The 18,484-nt window shown below is 44.9% G+C and carries 18 protein-coding genes; 11 read left to right on the forward strand and 7 right to left on the reverse strand.

Annotated elements, in window-relative coordinates; genetic code table 11:
• Positions 1-122: 122 nt before the first annotated feature.
• Together ACFPFU_RS19345 and ACFPFU_RS19350 are read right to left on the reverse strand one after the other, a co-directional pair.
• Positions 123-857, reverse strand: coding sequence for a ZIP family metal transporter (locus tag ACFPFU_RS19345; RefSeq protein WP_377067162.1), 735 nt, complete (start codon positions 855-857; stop codon positions 123-125).
• 37 nt (positions 858-894) lie between these two features.
• Positions 895-1,953 carry an FAD:protein FMN transferase gene (locus ACFPFU_RS19350; protein ID WP_377067164.1) on the reverse strand — a complete coding sequence of 353 codons (1,059 nt, stop codon included), beginning with the start codon at positions 1,951-1,953 and terminating at the stop codon, positions 895-897.
• Between the two features lie 169 nt (positions 1,954-2,122).
• Between ACFPFU_RS19350 and ruvB the strand changes: the two genes are divergently transcribed.
• The 3 genes from ruvB (at position 2,123) to ACFPFU_RS19365 (ending at position 5,296) form a co-directional block, all read left to right on the forward strand.
• Positions 2,123-3,160, forward strand: a complete 1,038-nt coding sequence (gene ruvB / locus ACFPFU_RS19355; RefSeq protein ID WP_377067166.1) for a Holliday junction branch migration DNA helicase RuvB — start codon at positions 2,123-2,125, stop codon at positions 3,158-3,160.
• A 37-nt stretch (positions 3,161-3,197) separates the two neighbouring features.
• Positions 3,198-4,124, forward strand: coding sequence for a tRNA epoxyqueuosine(34) reductase QueG (gene queG / locus ACFPFU_RS19360; RefSeq protein WP_377067168.1), 927 nt, complete (start codon positions 3,198-3,200; stop codon positions 4,122-4,124).
• A 74-nt stretch (positions 4,125-4,198) separates the two neighbouring features.
• Entirely contained in the window at positions 4,199-5,296 is a 1,098-nt protein-coding gene (locus ACFPFU_RS19365; RefSeq protein WP_377067170.1) for a peroxiredoxin family protein, read from the forward strand.
• 36 nt (positions 5,297-5,332) lie between these two features.
• On the opposite strand, the gene ACFPFU_RS19370 is transcribed toward ACFPFU_RS19365, so the two are convergent.
• A complete protein-coding gene (locus ACFPFU_RS19370) occupies positions 5,333-6,673 on the reverse strand; it encodes an NAD(P)/FAD-dependent oxidoreductase (RefSeq protein WP_377067172.1) in 1,341 nt (446 codons plus the stop codon).
• A 164-nt stretch (positions 6,674-6,837) separates the two neighbouring features.
• Here ACFPFU_RS19370 and ACFPFU_RS19375 point away from each other — a divergent pair, with 164 nt between their 5' ends.
• The 4 genes from ACFPFU_RS19375 (at position 6,838) to ACFPFU_RS19390 (ending at position 8,780) form a co-directional block, all read left to right on the forward strand.
• Entirely contained in the window at positions 6,838-7,545 is a 708-nt protein-coding gene (locus tag ACFPFU_RS19375) for a YebC/PmpR family DNA-binding transcriptional regulator (RefSeq protein ID WP_377067174.1), read from the forward strand.
• Between the two features lie 23 nt (positions 7,546-7,568).
• The gene (gene yjjX / locus ACFPFU_RS19380; RefSeq protein WP_377067176.1) at positions 7,569-8,138 is read left to right on the forward strand and encodes an inosine/xanthosine triphosphatase; all 570 of its coding nucleotides are present in this window, start codon (positions 7,569-7,571) and stop codon (positions 8,136-8,138) included.
• 89 nt (positions 8,139-8,227) lie between these two features.
• Positions 8,228-8,542 (forward strand): thioredoxin family protein, encoded by a 315-nt coding sequence (locus ACFPFU_RS19385; protein ID WP_377067178.1) that lies wholly within the window; start codon positions 8,228-8,230, stop codon positions 8,540-8,542.
• Positions 8,523-8,780, forward strand: coding sequence for a DUF6952 family protein (locus tag ACFPFU_RS19390; protein ID WP_377067180.1), 258 nt, complete (start codon positions 8,523-8,525; stop codon positions 8,778-8,780). The genes ACFPFU_RS19385 and ACFPFU_RS19390 overlap by 20 nt, the downstream gene beginning before the upstream one ends.
• Positions 8,781-8,949: 169 nt before the next feature.
• Here ACFPFU_RS19390 and ACFPFU_RS19395 read toward each other — a convergent pair whose 3' ends face one another.
• Positions 8,950-9,945 carry an NTPase gene (locus ACFPFU_RS19395; RefSeq protein WP_377067182.1) on the reverse strand — a complete coding sequence of 332 codons (996 nt, stop codon included), beginning with the start codon at positions 9,943-9,945 and terminating at the stop codon, positions 8,950-8,952.
• Between the two features lie 74 nt (positions 9,946-10,019).
• On the opposite strand from ACFPFU_RS19395, the gene ACFPFU_RS19400 reads away from it, so the two are divergent.
• Complete coding sequence (locus tag ACFPFU_RS19400) at positions 10,020-10,916, forward strand: M28 family peptidase (RefSeq protein ID WP_377067184.1); 897 nt, start codon at positions 10,020-10,022, stop codon at positions 10,914-10,916.
• 20 nt (positions 10,917-10,936) lie between these two features.
• Here the strand turns inward: ACFPFU_RS19400 and ACFPFU_RS19405 are convergent, their stop codons facing one another.
• The 3 genes from ACFPFU_RS19405 to ACFPFU_RS19415 all read right to left on the reverse strand — a co-directional run bounded on the left by ACFPFU_RS19405 (position 10,937) and on the right by ACFPFU_RS19415 (position 15,902).
• Positions 10,937-12,637, reverse strand: coding sequence for a capsule assembly Wzi family protein (locus tag ACFPFU_RS19405; RefSeq protein WP_377067186.1), 1,701 nt, complete (start codon positions 12,635-12,637; stop codon positions 10,937-10,939).
• Between the two features lie 10 nt (positions 12,638-12,647).
• Positions 12,648-13,319, reverse strand: coding sequence for a hypothetical protein (locus ACFPFU_RS19410; RefSeq protein ID WP_377067188.1), 672 nt, complete (start codon positions 13,317-13,319; stop codon positions 12,648-12,650).
• Positions 13,320-13,427: 108 nt separating this feature from the next.
• The gene (locus ACFPFU_RS19415; protein WP_377067190.1) at positions 13,428-15,902 is read right to left on the reverse strand and encodes a bifunctional UDP-N-acetylmuramoyl-tripeptide:D-alanyl-D-alanine ligase/alanine racemase; all 2,475 of its coding nucleotides are present in this window, start codon (positions 15,900-15,902) and stop codon (positions 13,428-13,430) included.
• A gap of 237 nt (positions 15,903-16,139) precedes the next feature.
• On the opposite strand from ACFPFU_RS19415, the gene ACFPFU_RS19420 reads away from it, so the two are divergent.
• From ACFPFU_RS19420 to ACFPFU_RS19430, 3 genes are all read left to right on the forward strand, one after another.
• Positions 16,140-16,481, forward strand: a complete 342-nt coding sequence (locus ACFPFU_RS19420) for a hypothetical protein (RefSeq protein ID WP_377067192.1) — start codon at positions 16,140-16,142, stop codon at positions 16,479-16,481.
• 509 nt (positions 16,482-16,990) lie between these two features.
• Positions 16,991-17,833 carry a sugar phosphate isomerase/epimerase family protein gene (locus tag ACFPFU_RS19425; RefSeq protein WP_377067194.1) on the forward strand — a complete coding sequence of 281 codons (843 nt, stop codon included), beginning with the start codon at positions 16,991-16,993 and terminating at the stop codon, positions 17,831-17,833.
• Positions 17,834-18,001: 168 nt separating this feature from the next.
• Complete coding sequence (locus ACFPFU_RS19430) at positions 18,002-18,481, forward strand: TlpA family protein disulfide reductase (RefSeq protein ID WP_377067196.1); 480 nt, start codon at positions 18,002-18,004, stop codon at positions 18,479-18,481.
• Positions 18,482-18,484: the final 3 nt, after the last annotated feature.

Here is an 18,484-nt window from a genome sequence, read left to right on the forward strand (position 1 = left end):
GAGAATTTTTGGAAGTATCAGTAAAAAATGCTTGAGTATGTCGTTTTTCCTGAAATAGCGCGGTAAATCAGGGATACCCGGCGACTGCCGAAGCGGGTGTCTTTGATGGAACCACCGCAGACCTAGATGATATATTCTGATAGTATGGCCAAAGCCGCTGCAAAAATGATGATGATCAGTTTATGAAGCTGAAAACGGTGCTGAGGGCTGCTTTCAAAGAATATAATGGTGGAAATATGCAAAAAACCTCCAGCCACCAATCCAAATAACATGTTTATGGTCTGCTGGCCTATAAGCTGCTGTTTGTACAGAATGTCCGTGGAAAGCATCCCCAGCGGGGAAGCCAATGAAAAAAGCAGCAGTAAAAGCAGGGTGTTGAATTTACTTAACCGGGTCATCATTACTGCCACCAAAGCAAAGGCTTCAGGCATTTTATGAAGGATGATCCCTATAAGGAGTGTCTCGCTTCCATGATGATGGCCGGAGAGCATGGGCTGTTTGGAAAGCAAGGTGCCTTCCAAGAATGCATGCAGAAACAGCCCAATCATCAATGTCCAGACGCTGTTGCCAATGCCATGGCTGGAATGCTGGTGGATATGACCGTGCTCTATACCTGAAGACATGAAATCCAGCACTTGTTGCAACAGAAAGCCCAAGAGTATGTAAAGGCCCATAAAATAGGCGGATTCTTTGTCGGCAAAGAGCTCTGGAAATATATGCAGGATGGTAATGGAAAAAAGATAGGAACCTGCAAAAATCAATGCCAGTTTGAAGTCTTTTTCTTTCCATTGGGGAATGAGCAAGGCCAATAAACCGGCACCAAATGCAGCCAAAAAAAGCAGTATAAAATGAAGCATATTTTATTTTTGGTCCATAAAAGGATCTGTGTTTAAATTATTTATCTTCTTTCGCCACAGAAAGGTAAGGTTTGAGCCCTTCGCTTACATAAGATTTCATGTTCCCTTCCTCATCATTATAAATCAGCAGCATTTCAAAATCGCCGGTATCTTTTTGCAGGGCTATGGATGCGTCTGTTCCCAATACCATCAGCGCGGTGGCGTAGGCATCGGCGGTCATGGAGTTTTCAGCCACCACCGTGGCACTCAGCAGCCCGTGTCTTACAGGGTATCCTGTAAACGGACTTATGGTATGTGAAAATTTTTGTCCGTCTACTTCGTAAAAATTCCGGTAATTCCCCGAAGTAGCCATGCCCCTGTTGTCCAAAGCGATGATACTGTAGAGGTCATTGGCAAGCCCTTCTTCGTCCGGCCGGGTTACCCCAACCCGCCAGAGTTCCCCGCTTTCGTTGGTACCCCTACCCACCAGTTCTCCGCCTATTTCCACCAGGAAATTATCAATTCCATTATCCGATAACCAGTCGGCCACCACATCTACCCCGTAGCCCTTGGCTATGGCGCTGAAATCAAGGTATACTTCGGGATAGGTCTTTTTTACCCCTGTCTCATCAAATACTATCTTTTCAAAACCCACCCGATCCAAGAGCTGGTTGATATGGAGGCTGTCTTTCATGGAAGCTCCCTCCGGACCAAATCCCCATACATTGACCAACGGCCCCACGGTAGGATCAAAAGCCCCGGAAGTGTTTTCATAGACTTCTTTGCTCTTTTCGAGTACGGGATAGAAATAGGGCAAACGGAAAATCACGGAGTCTGACCTGTTGAATCTGCTGAGTTCAGAATCCGGAATATAGGTGGATAACGATTGGTTGAAAACGTTGAGCAAAGAATCAATTTCTTTTTTAAAATCCCTCCTTTCCCAGTCCAAATATACGATTCGGTAAGTCGTGCCCATGGTTGGCCCGGAAAGAACCATCTTTGGATCCTTTTCCTGGACAATAGGGGATTGTTTGTACTGGCGATACAGGTAAACCAAAAAAACCAACAGCAACAATATGATGCTGTAAATGATATTTTTTCTGGCATTTTTGCGCATAAAAGGACAGGTTGATAAATTTTCCGAAAGTTAAATTTAATTTTTTAAAACCTAAGAATATTTCGGCAATATCCGGTTGCCGTTGGGAACCATACAGTCAAGACCAATGGCATTTGAAAACAATAGGTAAAATGATTTTTCTATATTTGTAATCCGTACCCAAGCCGTTATGAGAGAAGACTATTTGAGTGGAGATAAAGAGCACCTGAATGCCAATGACAGGGAAATAGAAAAGGCGCTGCGGCCTTTGAGCTTTGAGGACTTCACCGGCCAGAAGAAAGTGGTGGAGAACATTAAAATTTTTGTGTTGGCCGCAAAAAAGCGTGGGGATTCCCTGGACCATGTACTGCTGCACGGCCCTCCCGGACTGGGCAAGACCACACTCAGCCATATTATCGCCAATGAACTCGAATCCAGCATCAAAATTACTTCCGGACCCGTGCTGGACAAGCCCTCAGACCTGGCTGGACTGCTCACCAACCTTGAAGAGGGGGATGTGCTGTTTATAGACGAAATCCACAGACTCAATCCCATCGTGGAAGAATACCTGTATTCTGCCATGGAGGATTTCAGGATAGACATCATGTTGGATTCGGGCCCCAATGCCCGCTCTGTACAGATCACCCTCAATCCCTTCACCCTTATAGGGGCCACTACCCGTTCCGGCCTCCTGACTTCTCCTCTTAGAGCCCGCTTTGGGATCAATGCCAGGCTGGAATATTACGATGCTGAACTGCTGTGCAGCATCGTCAACCGCTCAGCAGGCATTCTGGGCACACCCATTGAAGAACAGGCTGCGTTTGAAATCGCCAGAAGAAGCAGGGGCACGCCTCGGATAGCCAACACGCTGCTCCGAAGAACGAGGGACTTTGCGGAGGTCAAGGGGGATGGCTGCATTACTTTGGAAATCGCAAAGATGGCCCTGAATGCCTTAGATGTGGATGAAAACGGCCTGGATGAAATGGATAACCGGATTCTGCTTACCATTATCCAGAAATTCAAGGGCGGTCCGGTAGGTATTTCGACCATTGCCACTGCCTGTGGAGAGGAAGCCGAAACCATAGAGGAAGTGTATGAGCCCTTTTTGATAAAGGAAGGTTACCTGAAGCGGACAAACAGGGGCCGCACCGCAACGGAGCTGGCCTACAAGCATCTGAATATAAAGCCTGATTTTGGCGGCCATACAGGTAGTTTGTTCGGTATATAGTCCGGAAAACAAATCGCCTGCCTAATAGCGCAAGCCTATGGATAGCAAGGGGAAACACGCACATATCGTTAAAAAAACCGCCAAAGCACTCGGTTTTGATTTTTGCGGTATTACCAAAGCGGAATTTCTGGAAGAAGAGGCACCCCGTCTTGAAGCATGGCTTAACAGCAACTACCATGGCAAAATGGCCTATATGGCCAACCATTTTGACAAAAGGTTGGATCCCACCAAACTCGTAGACGGAGCCAAATCGGTAGTAAGCCTTATATACAATTATTATCCCGGTGAAAAACTGCCTGAAAATGGCTCCGACATCAAGCTGGCAAAATATGCCTACGGCAAAGATTATCACTTTGTCATCAAAGACAAGCTTAAGACCTTTTTGGAAATTCTCCGCGAAGAAATAGGTGAGATAGCGGGAAGGGCCTTTGTGGACAGTGCGCCGGTGATGGAAAGACAGTGGGCTCAAAAGGCCGGGTTGGGCTGGACAGGAAAAAACAGCCTTTTGCTCAACAAGCACATGGGCAGCTTCTTTTTCCTTGCGGAGCTGATCCTGGATGTGGATTTGCAGGCGGATACGCCTATGGCAAAAGACTATTGTGGCACCTGTACCCGCTGTATGGATGCCTGCCCCACAGAGGCCATCATCCAACCGGAAGTGGTGGATGCCTCCCGGTGTATCTCTTACCTTACCATCGAACTGAAAGAAGAAATCCCTGATGAGTTCAAGGGAAAAATGGAGAATTGGGCATTTGGTTGTGATATCTGCCAGGACGTATGTCCCTGGAACCGTTTTGCCAAGCCCCATAATGAACCCTTATTTGAACCTCATCCTGAACTGAAGGACATGGAGTGGGAAGAAATGACCCAGGAGACTTTTGCCAAGGTTTTTCAGAAATCAGCCGTGAAGCGAACCAAATGGGAGGGGTTGAAGAGAAATCTCCGGTTTTTGGAGGAAAAATAAAAATAATCTTCCTTTTTTAAAACTTTTTGCATACTTTCCCCATCACCATAACGAAACCTTAAAATACCGTCGCAATGGTAAGACTTGTTTATTTCCTTCCCCTCATCGTTATGTTCGTTGCCTCCTGCCAGCCGGACCCCGAAAAGCTTTTGGAAAGGGCTAAAAATCATTTGGAACAACACGCTTATATCTCTTACGCCCACACGGCACTTTGGCCTAATATGATCAGTGAAATAGACACCATCGCCGGGGTAACCAAGTTTCAGAAAAACAAAAATATCTACTTTGACTACGATTACATTGGCTTAAGGGATATTGTTGATATCACCTATATCAACAATGATTTTAAAATCATTACCCATGAAGACAGTATCGTGACAGTCTACTCCGAAGAAGACATTGAAAAGAACAAAAGGCTTATCGAAGAGAGTATGTTTATAACCTTTTCTCCAATTTCTTTTTTGAAACAAACAGCCTGGAAATTTAAACCCGATACCACCGGTAATTCCAAACGCTATAATTATTTCTTGGTGGAAACCGATACCGTTTTTGACGGCAAGAACATCTATGTCGAAAATCACATTTTCATTAATCCCAGGAGTTTATTATTGGAACAATATGAACGCCGGGCTTTTGTTGATGGAGAAAAATCCCAATTCATTACCTATTATTTTACAGATTACGAACTGAGAAAAGATACCAAAGATTTTGCCTATGCGTTGCCTGAAGGTTATGTAACTCAAATAGCAGGAAAAAAAGAAAAAATCAGACCTCTCACGGAAGGAACCAACGCGCCTGGTTTTGAAACCACGGATATGAGCGGCAAGCCGGTCAATCTGTCCTCTTTTAAAGGACAGAAGGTGCTGTTGAATTTCTCGATCATCAACTGTGGCTGGTGCAAAACCGCTCTTGATCATTTTAACAGAGAAGATTTCCAGCTTTCCGAAAATATCAATGTATTGTATATCAATCCTGTAGATTCAAAAGCCCAGGTTGAAAAATATGTGGAAAAATTCCACGTCCCCTTTCCGGTAATAGCTGAAGCCAAGGCGGTCGGAGAATCCTATAGGGTGAATGGGTACCCTACTTTTTACCTGATCGATGAAGAAGGGAAAATTGAAAAGGTCCAGTCGGGCTACCAAAAAGATTTTATCAATAGTCTTGGAAGGTAGTCTTTAACAGAAGAGATGATCCATCGTGCATGGCCATCACCCGCCATGCTTTTCCTCCACCAGCTTTTCCCTGTCTTTCGGCTTTACATAGGTGGGTCTGATGAGCAAACGCAGAGAAGGGTCGAAGGAAAGGTAATTCCAGGCCCAGTCCAAGAAAATGAAAATCCTGTTTTTGACCCCCAATATGGCCATGAGGTGCACAAATAGCCAGGTGAACCAAGCCAATATGCCCTGGAACTTGACAAAAGGAAGTTCTACCACGGCCAGTTTTCGGCCGATGGTGGCCATAGATCCCAAATCTTTGTATTGAAATGCTTTGAAAGGTTTTCCCTTAAGCTGGCGTTTAAAGTTCTCCGCCAGATTTTTTGCCTGTTGCAGGGCTACTTGTGCCACCTGGGGATGGCCATGCGGATAGTCCGGGGACACCTGAATACATAAATCCCCTAAAGCAAAAATATGGGCAGACGAGGTGAGCCTATTGAACTCATCCACCGGAAGCCTCCCGTTTCTGATTTTTTGGTTTTCGATCAACCCTTCTATACCATTGGGCCGGATACCTGCTGCCCACAGCAGGGTTTGCGTTTGGAGGGCGGTTTTTCCGTTGATGGTTACATTAAGGCCGTCGTAATCCTGCACCGCGGTCTCCAGCATCACCTCCACCCCCAGAGACTCCAGGTACTTTTGTGCTTTCCTGCTGGATACGGACGACATGCCGGCAAGCAGGTTTTTGCCGGCTTCAACCAATACCACCTTCATGTTTTTGAAATTCAGCTGGGGATAGTCCTTGGGGAAAACGCGGTTTCGCAGCTCAGCCATGGCGCCGGCCAGTTCAACACCCGTTGGCCCTCCACCCACAATGACCACGTTCATCATGGCTTTACGTTGCGCTTCGTCCGCGATGTTGATGGCTCTTTCGTAATTGGAAATAATTTTGTTCCGTATAAAAAGCGCTTCAGACACGGACTTCATCGGCACACTGTTTTCCATGATGTTTTTCATCCCAAAGTAATTGGTATCGGCACCCATGGCCAGCACCAGGTAATCATAATCTATATAACCTATGTTGGTATACAGTCTGTTTTTTTCCTGGTCAATTTTTTTGGCTTCCACCATCCGGAAAGTGACATTCGGGGTATTGTGAAAAATCTTTCTGAGCGGAAATGAAATGGCGCTGGGCTCCAGACCCGCCGTAGCCACTTGATAAAACAACGGCTGGAACTGATGGTAGTTGTTTTTATCCAATAGAATGACATGGTAGCGGGCATTGCGAAGGCTTCGGGCCAGTTTGAGGCCCGCAAAGCCTGCTCCTATCACCACAATCCTTTGGTATGAGGTAGAAGGAATGTTGGGAATGGGTTGGTCGGGATAAAAGTCCATAAAACTTTAACGGTGGAGTCTAAGTGTCATAACGAAATTAAAGGTTTTCGGTTTGAGTTTGAAGAGACTAAAACAGTATTTTGTGCTGAGGGCCACTTGTTTTGGTTTGATGTTAGTCCTAATGAAAAAAATAATTATTTTTACACTCCAGAAACCAATAGCATATGGGAAGAGCATTTGAATTTAGAAAAGAAAGAAAATTCAAAAGATGGAGTAAAATGTCCAAGGTATTTACGCGCTTGGGCAAAGAAATAGTCATGGCCGTAAAAGCTGGCGGCCCTGATCCCGCAAACAATACCAAATTGAGAACGGTCATCCAGAACGCTAAAGGTGCAGCCATGCCCAAGGACAGGATAGAGGCGGCCATAGCCCGTGCCAGCAACAAGGATGAGAAGGATTATGAGGAAGTAGTGTACGAAGGGTATGGTCCTCACGGCGTGGCTGTAATTGTGGAAACGGCCACAGACAATATCAACAGGACTGTGGCCAATATAAGACATTATTTCACAAAAGCAGGTGGATCACTCGGCACATCCGGATCAGTAAGCTTCATGTTCGAAAGAAAAGCCGTTTTTCGGTTTGCGAAGGGAGACTGGGACATGGAAGAACTGGAATTCGAATTAATCGATTATGGCTTGGAAGATATAGATGAAAACGAAGGGGAGATTTTTGTGTACACTGCATTTGAGGATTTTGGAAACATGCAAAGTGCGTTGGAGAATAAAGGAATTGATTTAATAAGCGCAGAAATCCAGCGGTTTCCTATGTCCACCACAGAATTGACTGCAGACCAGGAAGAAGAAATCAACAAAATGATAGAGCGCATCGAAGAAGACGACGATGTCAACCATATCTATCACAACATGGCATAAGCCAGACACCTTTTAATAAACAGATGGCATTTCCGAAAAGAAAGAATCTACAGGAACAGAAAAGACAAAAGCTTGTTATTGTAGGAAGCAAAAACCCTATTAAAGTAAAATGTACGGAAAGTGCATTTCAGACACTGTTTGAGGATTATTTTATTATTCAGGGATTGAGTGTTGACCCTAAAGTCAGCTCCCAGCCCGTGGGTGATGTGGAAACCTATACCGGCGCCTACAACCGCGCATTTGAATCCAAAAAAGCTTTTCCGGAAGCAGATTATTGGGTTGGAATAGAAGGAGGCGTGGACGAAGTGGGGGAGCAGTTGGTGGCTTTTGCCTGGATTGTCGTCATGGATACAAACAATGCCATAGGCAAGGCAAAAACCAGCACCTTCTTTCTTCCAGATGCGATCAACAAACTGGTAAAAGAAGGCCTGGAACTCGGTGAGGCAGATGACAAAGTGTTTAATAGAAACAATTCCAAACATGAAAGCGGTGCCGTGGGAATTTTAACCAACGGCGTTATCAATAGAAAGGAATATTACGAACAGGCCGTCATGCTTGCGTTGATTCCTTTTTTAAACAAACATTTGTATTAAATTCTGCCTATAGCATATAGATATTATCAATTGGGTTTTTTACTTCATAGATGATATCTTTGTGCCTTCAAATCAAAAACCAATTAGCTATGCTACAGGAATTAGAACAAGATAATTTGAAACAGGTCGTTGAAGAAAACGAACTGGTGTTGGTTCAGTACGGAGCAACCTGGTGCGGTAACTGCCGGATTATGAAACCCAAATTGAAGCGCCTCAGCAACGACTTTGATCAAATCAAGTTTATATATGTGGATGCGGAAAAGTTGCCTGAATCAAGAAAGCTTGCCCAGGTCAACAACCTGCCTACGTTTGCAACATTTAAGCGTGGAATCTTGGTCAGCCAAATACAAACCAATAAAGAAGAAGCACTAAAAGAACTGATCCATGAGGTTGCCGATAATTAAACATGTATTGGGTTTTATTGAGGAAAACGATGAAGACTGGGTGGTGGAAACCATTGAACTTTTGGAATCCATGTCGGAAATCAGCTCCTTAAAAGACGAGGAATTGGATGTAATCGGTGAATTGCTTTCCAATCTTTATGGAACGCTTGAAGTAAATCAGATGGTCAAAGGGGGAATGGACAAGAAAGAGGCCATGAATTCGTTTATGAAAAGAGTGACCGGTTCTATTGACAAATAGTCACACTTTGGAAAGGTAGAAAAGTTGTTTATCACCCTAAATTAAATCACTTAAATTACTACCCAAACGAAGTGTGGGGGTATGCCTTATGGCGTACCCTTTTTTGTTGTCCTTGCGGTTCAAATGACCGTGATTTTTCCTACTGATTAACCCGGAATAGGGTGGTTCCTTATTGCCGGGCGCTGATCTGTTTTAAAAATGCCTCTAGCGCTTTTCTCCAATCAGGGTCTGCATCCCATTTCTCCCCTATATACAATTCATTTCTTACGAGGAACCGGATATAATACTTCACTACGATCCGGTTTCGGTCCACCTCATCCCCAATGGGTACCCCCATATTTTCCATTAAATCCCCTTCCCTCCCCTCAAGGCGCATTAACAAAAATTGGACCCTGTCCTGAATAAGTTCCTGATTGGATTTGGGCACCGTAATAAACTGGACTTCGAAGGGATAAATCCCGGAGAAGACATCCTCCATACCCGCTCTCTCTGCCCGCTGTTCCGATTCGATCTGCTCGAGGGATTTGCCCAATAAATCATGACGAAAAGTGGTCAGGTATCCCGAATCCCCCGAAGCCCCAGTCAGCATAACCCCCAGTTTAAACACATCCAGGTTGAGGGGAGCCCTTCGGATAAAACCCGAGGCAGCCGCATCGGCTTGACCCCCGGGGAGCTCCGGGTATTCCGGTACTTCTATGGCCAGGTAATTTTCAGATCTTTTGTTCGCACCAATGGAAGCAATGTTTTCTTTAAAAGCATCAAGTTCTTTTGAAGAAGTTGACCAGTTTTCACCCTGTTGGACAATCTTGCTGTCTTTGCTGAAGGGAAAAAGGTGGAGATGAAAGGATCCATCATCTTTTCTGGTAACCACGACAATATTGGCGATGAGCCGTTTGTTGAAAGCGTTGGCATAAGCAGTCTGGATGACTTCCGATAAGACGATGTCTTCAAGTTCGTAATAGGCCACAGGATCACCCCCGGCTTCCACCAGACTCATATGAAGCTCCTCAGCAAGCTCTTGCCAGGTAAGGGCCGGTTGTGCAGCCGCAGATGCGGAAATCAAAACAGCGGATTTACCATTGAGGAATCCTTCGACTGGGCTATTTTGGCAGAAACTTTGAGAAAAAAAGAGGACAAACAGCCAAAGTGCCGAAATATATTTCATAGACAAACCTTATTCCTAATGCTAAAGTTTAGTATTTTCACGAATATACGTAACGCTGGCCAAATAATTTTGATATGAAAACGATAAGAAAAGTCATTTTATTTCTTTTTTTGGCAGTTCCTTTTGTGCTGCAGGCCCAAAAGGTAGACCGGTCAGTTTTACTGGAGGATCTGGAATTTCTTTCTTCTGAAAAACTCCGGGGAAGGGCACCGATGAGTGAGGGAAGCCGGATGGCCCAAGATTACATCAAGGAGAGGTTCAAAAGCCTTGGACTGTCCAGCCAGTTCCCCGATCACAGCCAAAAATTCCGGCTTTCCGACAAAGATAAGGCCCGGGACCGGAAGGGGGTAAACATTATCGGTTTTGTTCCGGGAAGCGAATCTTCAAGGATTATTTTGGTTATGGCGCATTATGACCACCTAGGAACCAAAGAAGACCTGATATTCCATGGAGCGGATGACAATGCTTCGGGAGCAGCGGCGCTATTGTCTTTTGCGGCCTATTTTGCAGAAAACAGACCTGAACATTCCATGCTCTTTGCCGCTACCGATGCAGAAGAAATGGGGCTTTTGGGAGCCCGGGCACTGGCAAGGGACTTTCCGTTTCCTCTGGACCAAATCAGCGTAGTCTTTAATATGGACATGATAGGCCGCAGCGACATGCGACGGCTGTATGCGGTGGGAACCAGACATTATCCGCAATTGAAGCCTTTTATCGAGGATGTGGCCAGGCGGTCCAAAATAGAACTGGTCCCGGGAAATGACGGAGGAGGCGGAAAAGACTGGACCAATGCTTCTGACCATGCGGCATTTCATGAAAAAGGAGTACCGTTTATCTACTTTGGCGTGGATGACCACAAAGATTACCACAAGCCGTCAGATACTTTTGAGAATATAGATCAAGAATTTTATTATCAGGCAGTAACTACGATTCTGGATACAATCATGCGAATGGATAGAGGCCTCAAGTAACAAAGTACAAGGTAACCATCCTATTTGAACAGGTAACTGACTCCTACTTTCCCAACCAGGTTCTTCCTGTCCAAACCGGCTACAAAGTACCGTCGGGGATGGTTTTCCAGGTACCATTTATAATTCAGCGTGTTGACGTACTGGAAAGAGGCACCTACCAACAGGCCTTCAAACTGCCATTCCGCCAGAATACCAGGTACTATATCCACATATTTTCTGCGCCAGTCCTTGATGTCCTCAAATCTTTTGTAGTAGAAATCATTGTTGTGGTTGATGTATTCCAACTGGATCCCGATCTTGTTGAATCCCTTTACCCATGCCGCATCAGCAGAGATGACATTGCTGCCGGGCCCATACCCAAATCCCAACACCTGTCCGCGGTGGGTATAGCCGTGCCGCACATAAGGATGGGTATACCAGCTGTTTTTCTCCAAAATGACGTCCCTCACGGTCTGACCTGTTTGGGTCATCTCCATACCTACCTGCAGGTATTCCTCTGCACGTTTCATAGGAATCAAATTGGAGAACCCTAAGGTAAAAGCCCGGTTTTTGTCGGGATTGACTAAAAAGTCGTAGAGTGTCCTGCTATTGCCATTGGAACCATATTCACCGTAGAATTCAAAATGGCCGCTGGGATCCATCCACCTGAAATAACCTGCGCTGAGCTGGTTTCTCTTGTTGACATCAGGCCTGGTGATGCTTTCCGGCCCCTTTCCGCCATTAAAGACGGGAAGATAATCACTGAAGCTTTCCATGTCACTGCGGTACATCTGAGAAACACTGCTGAAACCTAAAAACAGTCCCGAGACCCATTTGGGCTGGTAAGTGATGACAAAACCCGATAGGTACCGCCAGTCTTCTCTTTTGGGAACATATAAGGGCGTGTTTCTATAGACATAATCTGATTGTGGCGGCAAAAACCCTGATGACTCCAGCCTTCCCGCTATCAATTGGGTTTCGAATGCCCCGATTTTTGTTTGAAGCGGTTCTCGGGTGTTGAAGGTGGCGTGGAGAAATCCGGGAGCGTGGTTGCTCATCAGCAATGAGGCGCGCCTTCCGGGACCCCACCAGAGGTTTTCGGTAGAAATACCGACGGAGAATTCATTGATGTTGAACCGGATACTGGATTGCCCCGGCAATAAACGGGTGTAGGAGCTTTCCCCGAACCGTTCCGGAATGTCTGAGGTGTTTAACCATTCATAATACTGGATCCAGGTGCTGCCATCATGCTCCACCGGAAAACCTTGATAATCCCTGTTTCCCGCATGCAGGAACTCCGGCTGAAACTGGACGGACAGAGGCCCGTATTCGAAATAAACACCTGCGCTAAAGAGGTATTGCATCCCGGAATTGGGAATCATCGGCCCGTTGTTGATGCCGAAAGCATAATCGGAATTGTATTGTCCCCTCAACATTACCGGCAATACCGCCACCCCGCCTTTTTTGTCTGGCAGGACAAAATTGAACCTGGAAGTCCCCTCATCCATGAAAGTTTCGTTGATATCTACTCCCTTGGTATCAAAAGCCTGTGTGGGATACAAAGGTCTGATCATAAAACTGCTGGCAGAATCCAGGTTACCGAGCAGTTGTTGCCTCCGCATGTAATCCTCAAAAACCGGTAGATTCAATGATAAGCTTTGTGAATGGCTTATCAAAGGCAACATTGCAATGCCCCAAAAAATCAAAAACTTAAAGGTGATCTGGGTAGGAATGGTTGGCATATCTTAGGGCTCACTTTAAGGTCATGGTACTTACTTCTATTTTAGCTATGGACCAGCTCTCGTCACAAGGCGGACTATAGGCATTTTCCTGTTTTAATTCATCTCCACAGATAATCTCCAGGGAAGATGCTTTATGCGAGATGATCCTGGTGATCCTGTATTTGACGGTCCACCCGGGAACTCCTGCATATTGGCAACGTCCCGGGAGATCAGTTGCTATGGCGTCTGTCTTCGGTTCAAAAAACCGGGGATAGTTTTCAGGATAAGACTGGTACAAGCAATAATTGGACCCACACGGCGTGTTGGAAAAGGTAGTTCTGATTATTTCCGCACCGTCCAGGTGCATGTACCAGAAATCCGGTCCCCCTACATTATCCGGATTACCATCCCAGCTGTCATGCACAAGCAAATCGATGACAACTTTTACGGCATTATGGGAAGGTAAATTGGGAATGGTAAGCTGAATTTCTTCATTGTGAAAGAACCCCAGTACCGTATCATCATTGTATTCATATAACCTGCCTTTCTGGAAGTTGGCCAAGTCCAATTGAGAAAAATCATTTGAATAGATAAGCACTTCTTCAAGGAGGGTATCTTCGCAGGAAATAAGAAACAGAGAAGGTAAAAAGATCCTTATCAGAAAATGGAACTCAGAAATCCTGTAAAAAGGGATTTTTTGCATGTCGGATAAAATAGTGGTGACGGTAAAGTAACAAATAAACAAAATAATTATCAATGAAAGGGAGTCAACACATGATTTTCATTGCTTTATAAAACACAAGGGGAAAACTTAGTCCAGGTAATATAGTCTTTTTACCCGTTCACCGATATTGGTCAACAATTCATAAGGAATCGTTCCGATGTTTTCGGCAAGTTGGTATATGGGTATGTTTTCCCCATAAACGATGACCGTATCACCTTCTTTTGCATCTATTCCGCTTATATCTACCATCGTCATGTCCATGCATACATTTCCGATTACAGGAGCTCTTTGGCCCCGGATCAACACATAGCCCCTTCCATTGCTGAATCTCCTGTCAAACCCGTCGGCATAGCCGATGGCGATGGTGGCTGTTCGGCCCTTTTCTGTCATCATGCCCTTTCTGCCATAGCCTATACTGTCTCCTTTCTCCAGCTCTTTTATCTGCGAAACCACCGTCTTCAAGGAAAATACTTGCTGCAATGAAGATTGTTCCCGGCCGCTGACTTCCACGCCATATACACCTATCCCCAATCTGACCATATCAAAGGCATATTCAGGATACCTGATGATGCCGGCAGAGTTCAGCACATGCCGTAAGGGAGTGTAGCCCAAGAAGGCAATTATTTTATCGCACATGTCGGAAAATTGTTGCAGCTGCTTCTGGGTGAATTTATCATGGACCGCTTCATCTGCACCGGCAAGGTGGGTATACAGGCTTGCAACTTTCAGCTCCGGATAGTCATGGATCAAAGATGCCAGCTCTTGTAACGCATCCCTGTCTATTCCTAAACGCCTCATGCCGGTCTCCAACTCCAGGTGCACTGATGGGAACAAGGAATGATTTTTCACATAGTGGATAAGTTCATTAAATATCCTAATGCTGTAAATCACAGGTTCAAGCCGGTATTCGTCAAGCAGATGGAAGGTGTTCACATCTGTATTCATCACCATAATGGGGAGTCTGATCCCTTTTTGCCTTAAATAAACCCCTTCATCCGCATAGGCCACGGCAAGGTAATCGGCCCCAAGGCTCTGCAGGTGGTTGGCGATTTCTGCCGATCCCCCTCCATAAGCGAAAGCCTTGACCATCACCATGACCTTTGTTCCAGACGCCAGCCGCTGTTTATAAAAATTGAAGTTATGGGAGATGGCATTCAGGTTGATCTCCAATACGGTGCCGTGAAATTTCTCCTCGAGCTTTTTTACAATTTCTTCAAAATAGAATTTTCTGGCGCCTTTTATGAGGATCAGGTCTTCCTCCAGCTTGAAGTCCTGGAGATTTTCCAGCAGGTGGGAGGTGTCCCTGAAGAAATAAGCTTTTTCACCAAAGTACTCCCCGAAGGCTTTGATCCGTTCACCCACACCTATGAAAAAGTCTATGCCGTAGTGGCCCACTAATTTTCCGGCTTTCTGATAAATGCGCTCTTCATTGCCGGCCTGTACCATATCCGATAAGATAAGGATCTTTCTTCCACTTTGCCTTTGAAGCCCCATGAACTCAAGCGCTATTTCCAATCCCGCGAGATCATTGTTATAAGTGTCGTCTATGATATTGCATCGATTTATGCCTGGCTTCAAAGTCAGCCGCATATCTATGTTACGCAATGTGGCAATGCCTTTTTGTATGGCATGGGGTTTCATCCCCAACGTCAGGCAGGCCACGATGACATGCCGGAGGTTTTCCAGAGAAGCGCTGTCCCGGAAAGCGGTATAAAAGGTAAACATGTCCAGGTCAGGCTTAATGAGGACAATCCTACTGCCGGCATCGTCATTTTTTACGGAAAGCGTGTAGTCCGATCCCGGAACCTCCGACCAGCTTATCAACTTGTCCCGCTCCCTGTTTTTTTCCAGATAGTCCGCTACGGCCTTCTGGTCTTTTCTGTAAATGATATACCTGCTCCCGGAAAACAACTTGCACTTTTCTATAAGCTTTTCTTCGGCATTTGTAAAATTTTCGTCGTGAGCAGTGCCCAGGTTGGTGAATATCCCCAACTCAGGCCTGATTATTCTGTTCAGCTTCTCCATCTCGCCTTTTTCGGAAATCCCCGCCTCCAGGATGCCTATCTGATGGTAGCTTTCCAGAGATAGGGCCGAAAGGGGGACCCCTATTTGACTGTTGTAGCTTTTGGGACTTTTTCCGACACGGTACTGATGGGACAGTATCTGGCCCAACCATTCCTTGATGATGGTTTTTCCATTACTGCCGGTAATACCCACTATAGGGTAGCGGATTTGATTCCTGTTCCATATGGCCAGCTGCTGCAACGCATCCAGCGGATTTTCCACTAAAAAAATATTGGCACCCGGCAACTTTTCCGACCAGTTTGTATCGGGTGTTTCTTGGGATAAAAGGAAATTTCTTGTGCCGGCAAGATGAGCCTCGTCGGAAAATTGCCGGCCGTTTAGACGATTCCCCTTAAGGCCGATAAACAAGGTGTCCCCGCCGGAAAATATTTTTCTGGAATCGATAGCTACTTGGGTAAAAGAAATCCCGGGATCCTGTTCTATCAGTTTTCCGGGATATCCCTCTGCAAAAGTCCGCAGGTTGAGTTTATCCATCATGTTGATCTAGACTGTATCTTTGCTTTGTCAGAGGTAAAGTTAATGGAAATAGCCGGAGTTAGGACATCTTACCCATCGCCAAATTGCGGCCGTGCCATCAAAGAAAATTTAGATTATCATATTGATCAATCGTTTGCACAAAGGCTATAAATTTTGTATATTTGAAAACAATCGTTTAAAAAATAGCTTTACCTAATAGGGTTAATGTAACGCACCATGTCTTTTCCATATAAAATTTTGAAAACGGGCTCAGTCTTCAGCTTTTTGGGGATTTTATTTTGTTTTTTATATTCAACTGAACTCAAGGCCCAAAGTGAAGGGGATTTGGTGTTACCTGGTGAAATAAAATCTGAACATTCGTATAAAGACACAACTTCTCCCACACAGGCAGTTGCCTCCGAGGAAAGTGCTTCCGATTATTCTCCGTTGAACCGTGACAGGAATATTCCGAATGAAGAAAAAGAGCAAAAGCCCGAATATTCCCAAAACAGGGAAAAACAGATAAAGAATGAGGAAATGTCGACCCTTTCCTTTAATATTTTTTTATATGTTCTCGACAGGTTTCGGGAAGATAAATAAGCCTGTTCCAATGACAATTTGGCTTTAAGTGTGAAAGCCTGATCAATTCCGGGGGGGCGACAGTATGATGGCCATTGATATCTCATTTCTTAAAAAGCCGGATCAAGCAATAATTCCCGATTTAATTGGTTCATGGATTGACAGGAAGGATTTGAAAAACATCCAACGAGCCTCTTAAAAGTGGTTATTTATTATATTTTAGAAATTTTCAAGGGCAAAAAATCCGTGCAAACCGGTGCAGACCTGCCCCAGCCTGCCCCGAACTGGTTTCGGGGAATTTGCTTCGGGATTAATGGACCCAACATCATTCTTCCCAACTTTTATCCGTTTGACCCGAACAGCCCGGCATTTTTCAGCCGTTTTCGGGTAAAGTTTGTTTTTTGCCGAAAATCAAAGCACCCGAGCTGCGGCAGCCTAAACCGGAGGCATGTTTGTTGAGTGCCTGTTTTCATTATTGCGCTGTTTTATTTATCTTTTGCTATCCATAACTTATCAAACCCAAAAATACAATGGTTTTAAATTTTCGCTTATATAGAATATTGGCCATCGCCATCCTGCTTATCCAAAGTCTGTCTGGCTATGGTCAGGAAATCGGTCTGCAGTTGTACAGTCTCAGAGAACAAATGAAAACCGATGTGGAAAAGTACCATGAGATTATAGACCAATGGGGGATCAAATACATAGAAGGAGGCGGAACCTATGGTATGTCCATGGAGGAATACCTTGAGCTTTTGGAAAAGAACGGCTTGCAGATGATAAGTGTGGGAGGGTCATATGAGGAAATGAGGGACAACCCACAGGCGGCGATAGATAAGGCAAAGGCCTTTGGGGCCAAATATATCGTCACTTTTTGGATACCTCACCCATCGGGCAATTTCAGTGAAAGGGAGGCCAAAGAAGCTGTTGAGGTTTTTAACAAAGCAGGTAAAATGGTAAAAGATGCAGGATTGACCTATTGTTACCATCCCCACGGATATGAGTTCAAACCCTATGGGAAGGGCACCTTGTTTGACTACATGCTGGACAACGCCGAAAACTTTGATTTTGAGATGGATGTTTTTTGGGTACAGATGGGAGGAGGGGACCCCTTGGCCATCATGCGAAAATACCGGGATAAGTTTCCTCTCCTGCATCTTAAAGACCGCAAAAAAGGAACCCCGGGAAGTTCTGACGGAACCGGTGATGTAGAAACCAATGTGGTGCTTGGTACAGGCGATATTGATGTGGCAGGTATCATAAAAGAGGCTAAAAAAAATGGAACCGAATACCTTATTATAGAGGATGAATCCTCCAGATCAGTAAGCCAGATCCCCCAAAGTGTCTATTTTATCAATTCAGTTTTAGGGCAATAAATTCTAATTCATTCCGGGCCGGGATTGGCCCCGAATGATTTTTCCAGGGGATTTCTCCCGGGCATGTAAACCTGATCATGCGTAATCCGTACATTATTAAGTAGTTAAAATAAGGGTGTATCCCTTACCTTTTCATCCTTTCAACAAGAATTATAAGCTTGACCTATAATGTTTATAAACTTTCTTCTGATCTTCTTCATGTTGTTTTCGGATAATCAATCCCATACGCCGGTGATGCGGGAGTTACAGGTTATTTCCTTTGAGGAATTTGAAGGCATAACAAAACAGCCGTCAGACAAATTGCGGATTTTTAACTTCTGGGCAACCTGGTGTGCGCCATGTGTCAAGGAGATGCCGGCTTTTGAAAAGATCAATGCCTCAGATCCGGAGGTGGAGGTGATTTTTATTTCCATGGATGATGGAAGGAAGCCTGAAAGGGTAACTGCTTTTATAGAAAAGAAAAGCATCCAAGCCCCGGTTTACCTTTTAGATGAAGTGGATTTCAACAGTTGGATAGACAAAGTAAACGAGACCTGGTCCGGGGCCATTCCGGCTACCCTTTTTCTTAAACCGGACGGCTCCAGGTTTTTTCATGAAGGAGAGCTTGACAAAGATGAACTAGAAGAACTCATTGACCAACTTAAATAATAA

This window comes from Negadavirga shengliensis, from assembly GCF_042652345.1.
GTDB classification, from domain to species: Bacteria; Bacteroidota; Bacteroidia; order Cytophagales; family Cyclobacteriaceae; genus Negadavirga; species Negadavirga shengliensis.

Excerpts from the sequence above, each read along its gene's own strand:
- ACFPFU_RS19375 (WP_377067174.1), top strand. The coding sequence starts at position 6,838 with ATGGGAAGAGCATTTGAATTTAGAAAAGAAAGAAAATTCAAAAGATGG.
- ruvB (WP_377067166.1), top strand. The coding sequence starts at position 2,123 with ATGAGAGAAGACTATTTGAGTGGAGATAAAGAGCACCTGAATGCCAAT.
- ACFPFU_RS19410 (WP_377067188.1), bottom strand. The coding sequence starts at position 13,319 with ATGCAAAAAATCCCTTTTTACAGGATTTCTGAGTTCCATTTTCTGATA.
- ACFPFU_RS19345 (WP_377067162.1), bottom strand. The coding sequence starts at position 857 with ATGCTTCATTTTATACTGCTTTTTTTGGCTGCATTTGGTGCCGGTTTA.
- ACFPFU_RS19415 (WP_377067190.1), bottom strand. The coding sequence starts at position 15,902 with ATGATGGATAAACTCAACCTGCGGACTTTTGCAGAGGGATATCCCGGA.
- ACFPFU_RS19395 (WP_377067182.1), bottom strand. The coding sequence starts at position 9,945 with ATGAAATATATTTCGGCACTTTGGCTGTTTGTCCTCTTTTTTTCTCAA.
- ACFPFU_RS19390 (WP_377067180.1), top strand. The coding sequence starts at position 8,523 with ATGAGGTTGCCGATAATTAAACATGTATTGGGTTTTATTGAGGAAAAC.
- ACFPFU_RS19430 (WP_377067196.1), top strand. The coding sequence starts at position 18,002 with ATGTTTATAAACTTTCTTCTGATCTTCTTCATGTTGTTTTCGGATAAT.
- queG (WP_377067168.1), top strand. The coding sequence starts at position 3,198 with ATGGATAGCAAGGGGAAACACGCACATATCGTTAAAAAAACCGCCAAA.
- yjjX (WP_377067176.1), top strand. The coding sequence starts at position 7,569 with ATGGCATTTCCGAAAAGAAAGAATCTACAGGAACAGAAAAGACAAAAG.
- ACFPFU_RS19425 (WP_377067194.1), top strand. The coding sequence starts at position 16,991 with ATGGTTTTAAATTTTCGCTTATATAGAATATTGGCCATCGCCATCCTG.
- ACFPFU_RS19405 (WP_377067186.1), bottom strand. The coding sequence starts at position 12,637 with ATGCCAACCATTCCTACCCAGATCACCTTTAAGTTTTTGATTTTTTGG.
- ACFPFU_RS19385 (WP_377067178.1), top strand. The coding sequence starts at position 8,228 with ATGCTACAGGAATTAGAACAAGATAATTTGAAACAGGTCGTTGAAGAA.
- ACFPFU_RS19370 (WP_377067172.1), bottom strand. The coding sequence starts at position 6,673 with ATGGACTTTTATCCCGACCAACCCATTCCCAACATTCCTTCTACCTCA.
- ACFPFU_RS19400 (WP_377067184.1), top strand. The coding sequence starts at position 10,020 with ATGAAAACGATAAGAAAAGTCATTTTATTTCTTTTTTTGGCAGTTCCT.
- ACFPFU_RS19365 (WP_377067170.1), top strand. The coding sequence starts at position 4,199 with ATGGTAAGACTTGTTTATTTCCTTCCCCTCATCGTTATGTTCGTTGCC.
- ACFPFU_RS19350 (WP_377067164.1), bottom strand. The coding sequence starts at position 1,953 with ATGCGCAAAAATGCCAGAAAAAATATCATTTACAGCATCATATTGTTG.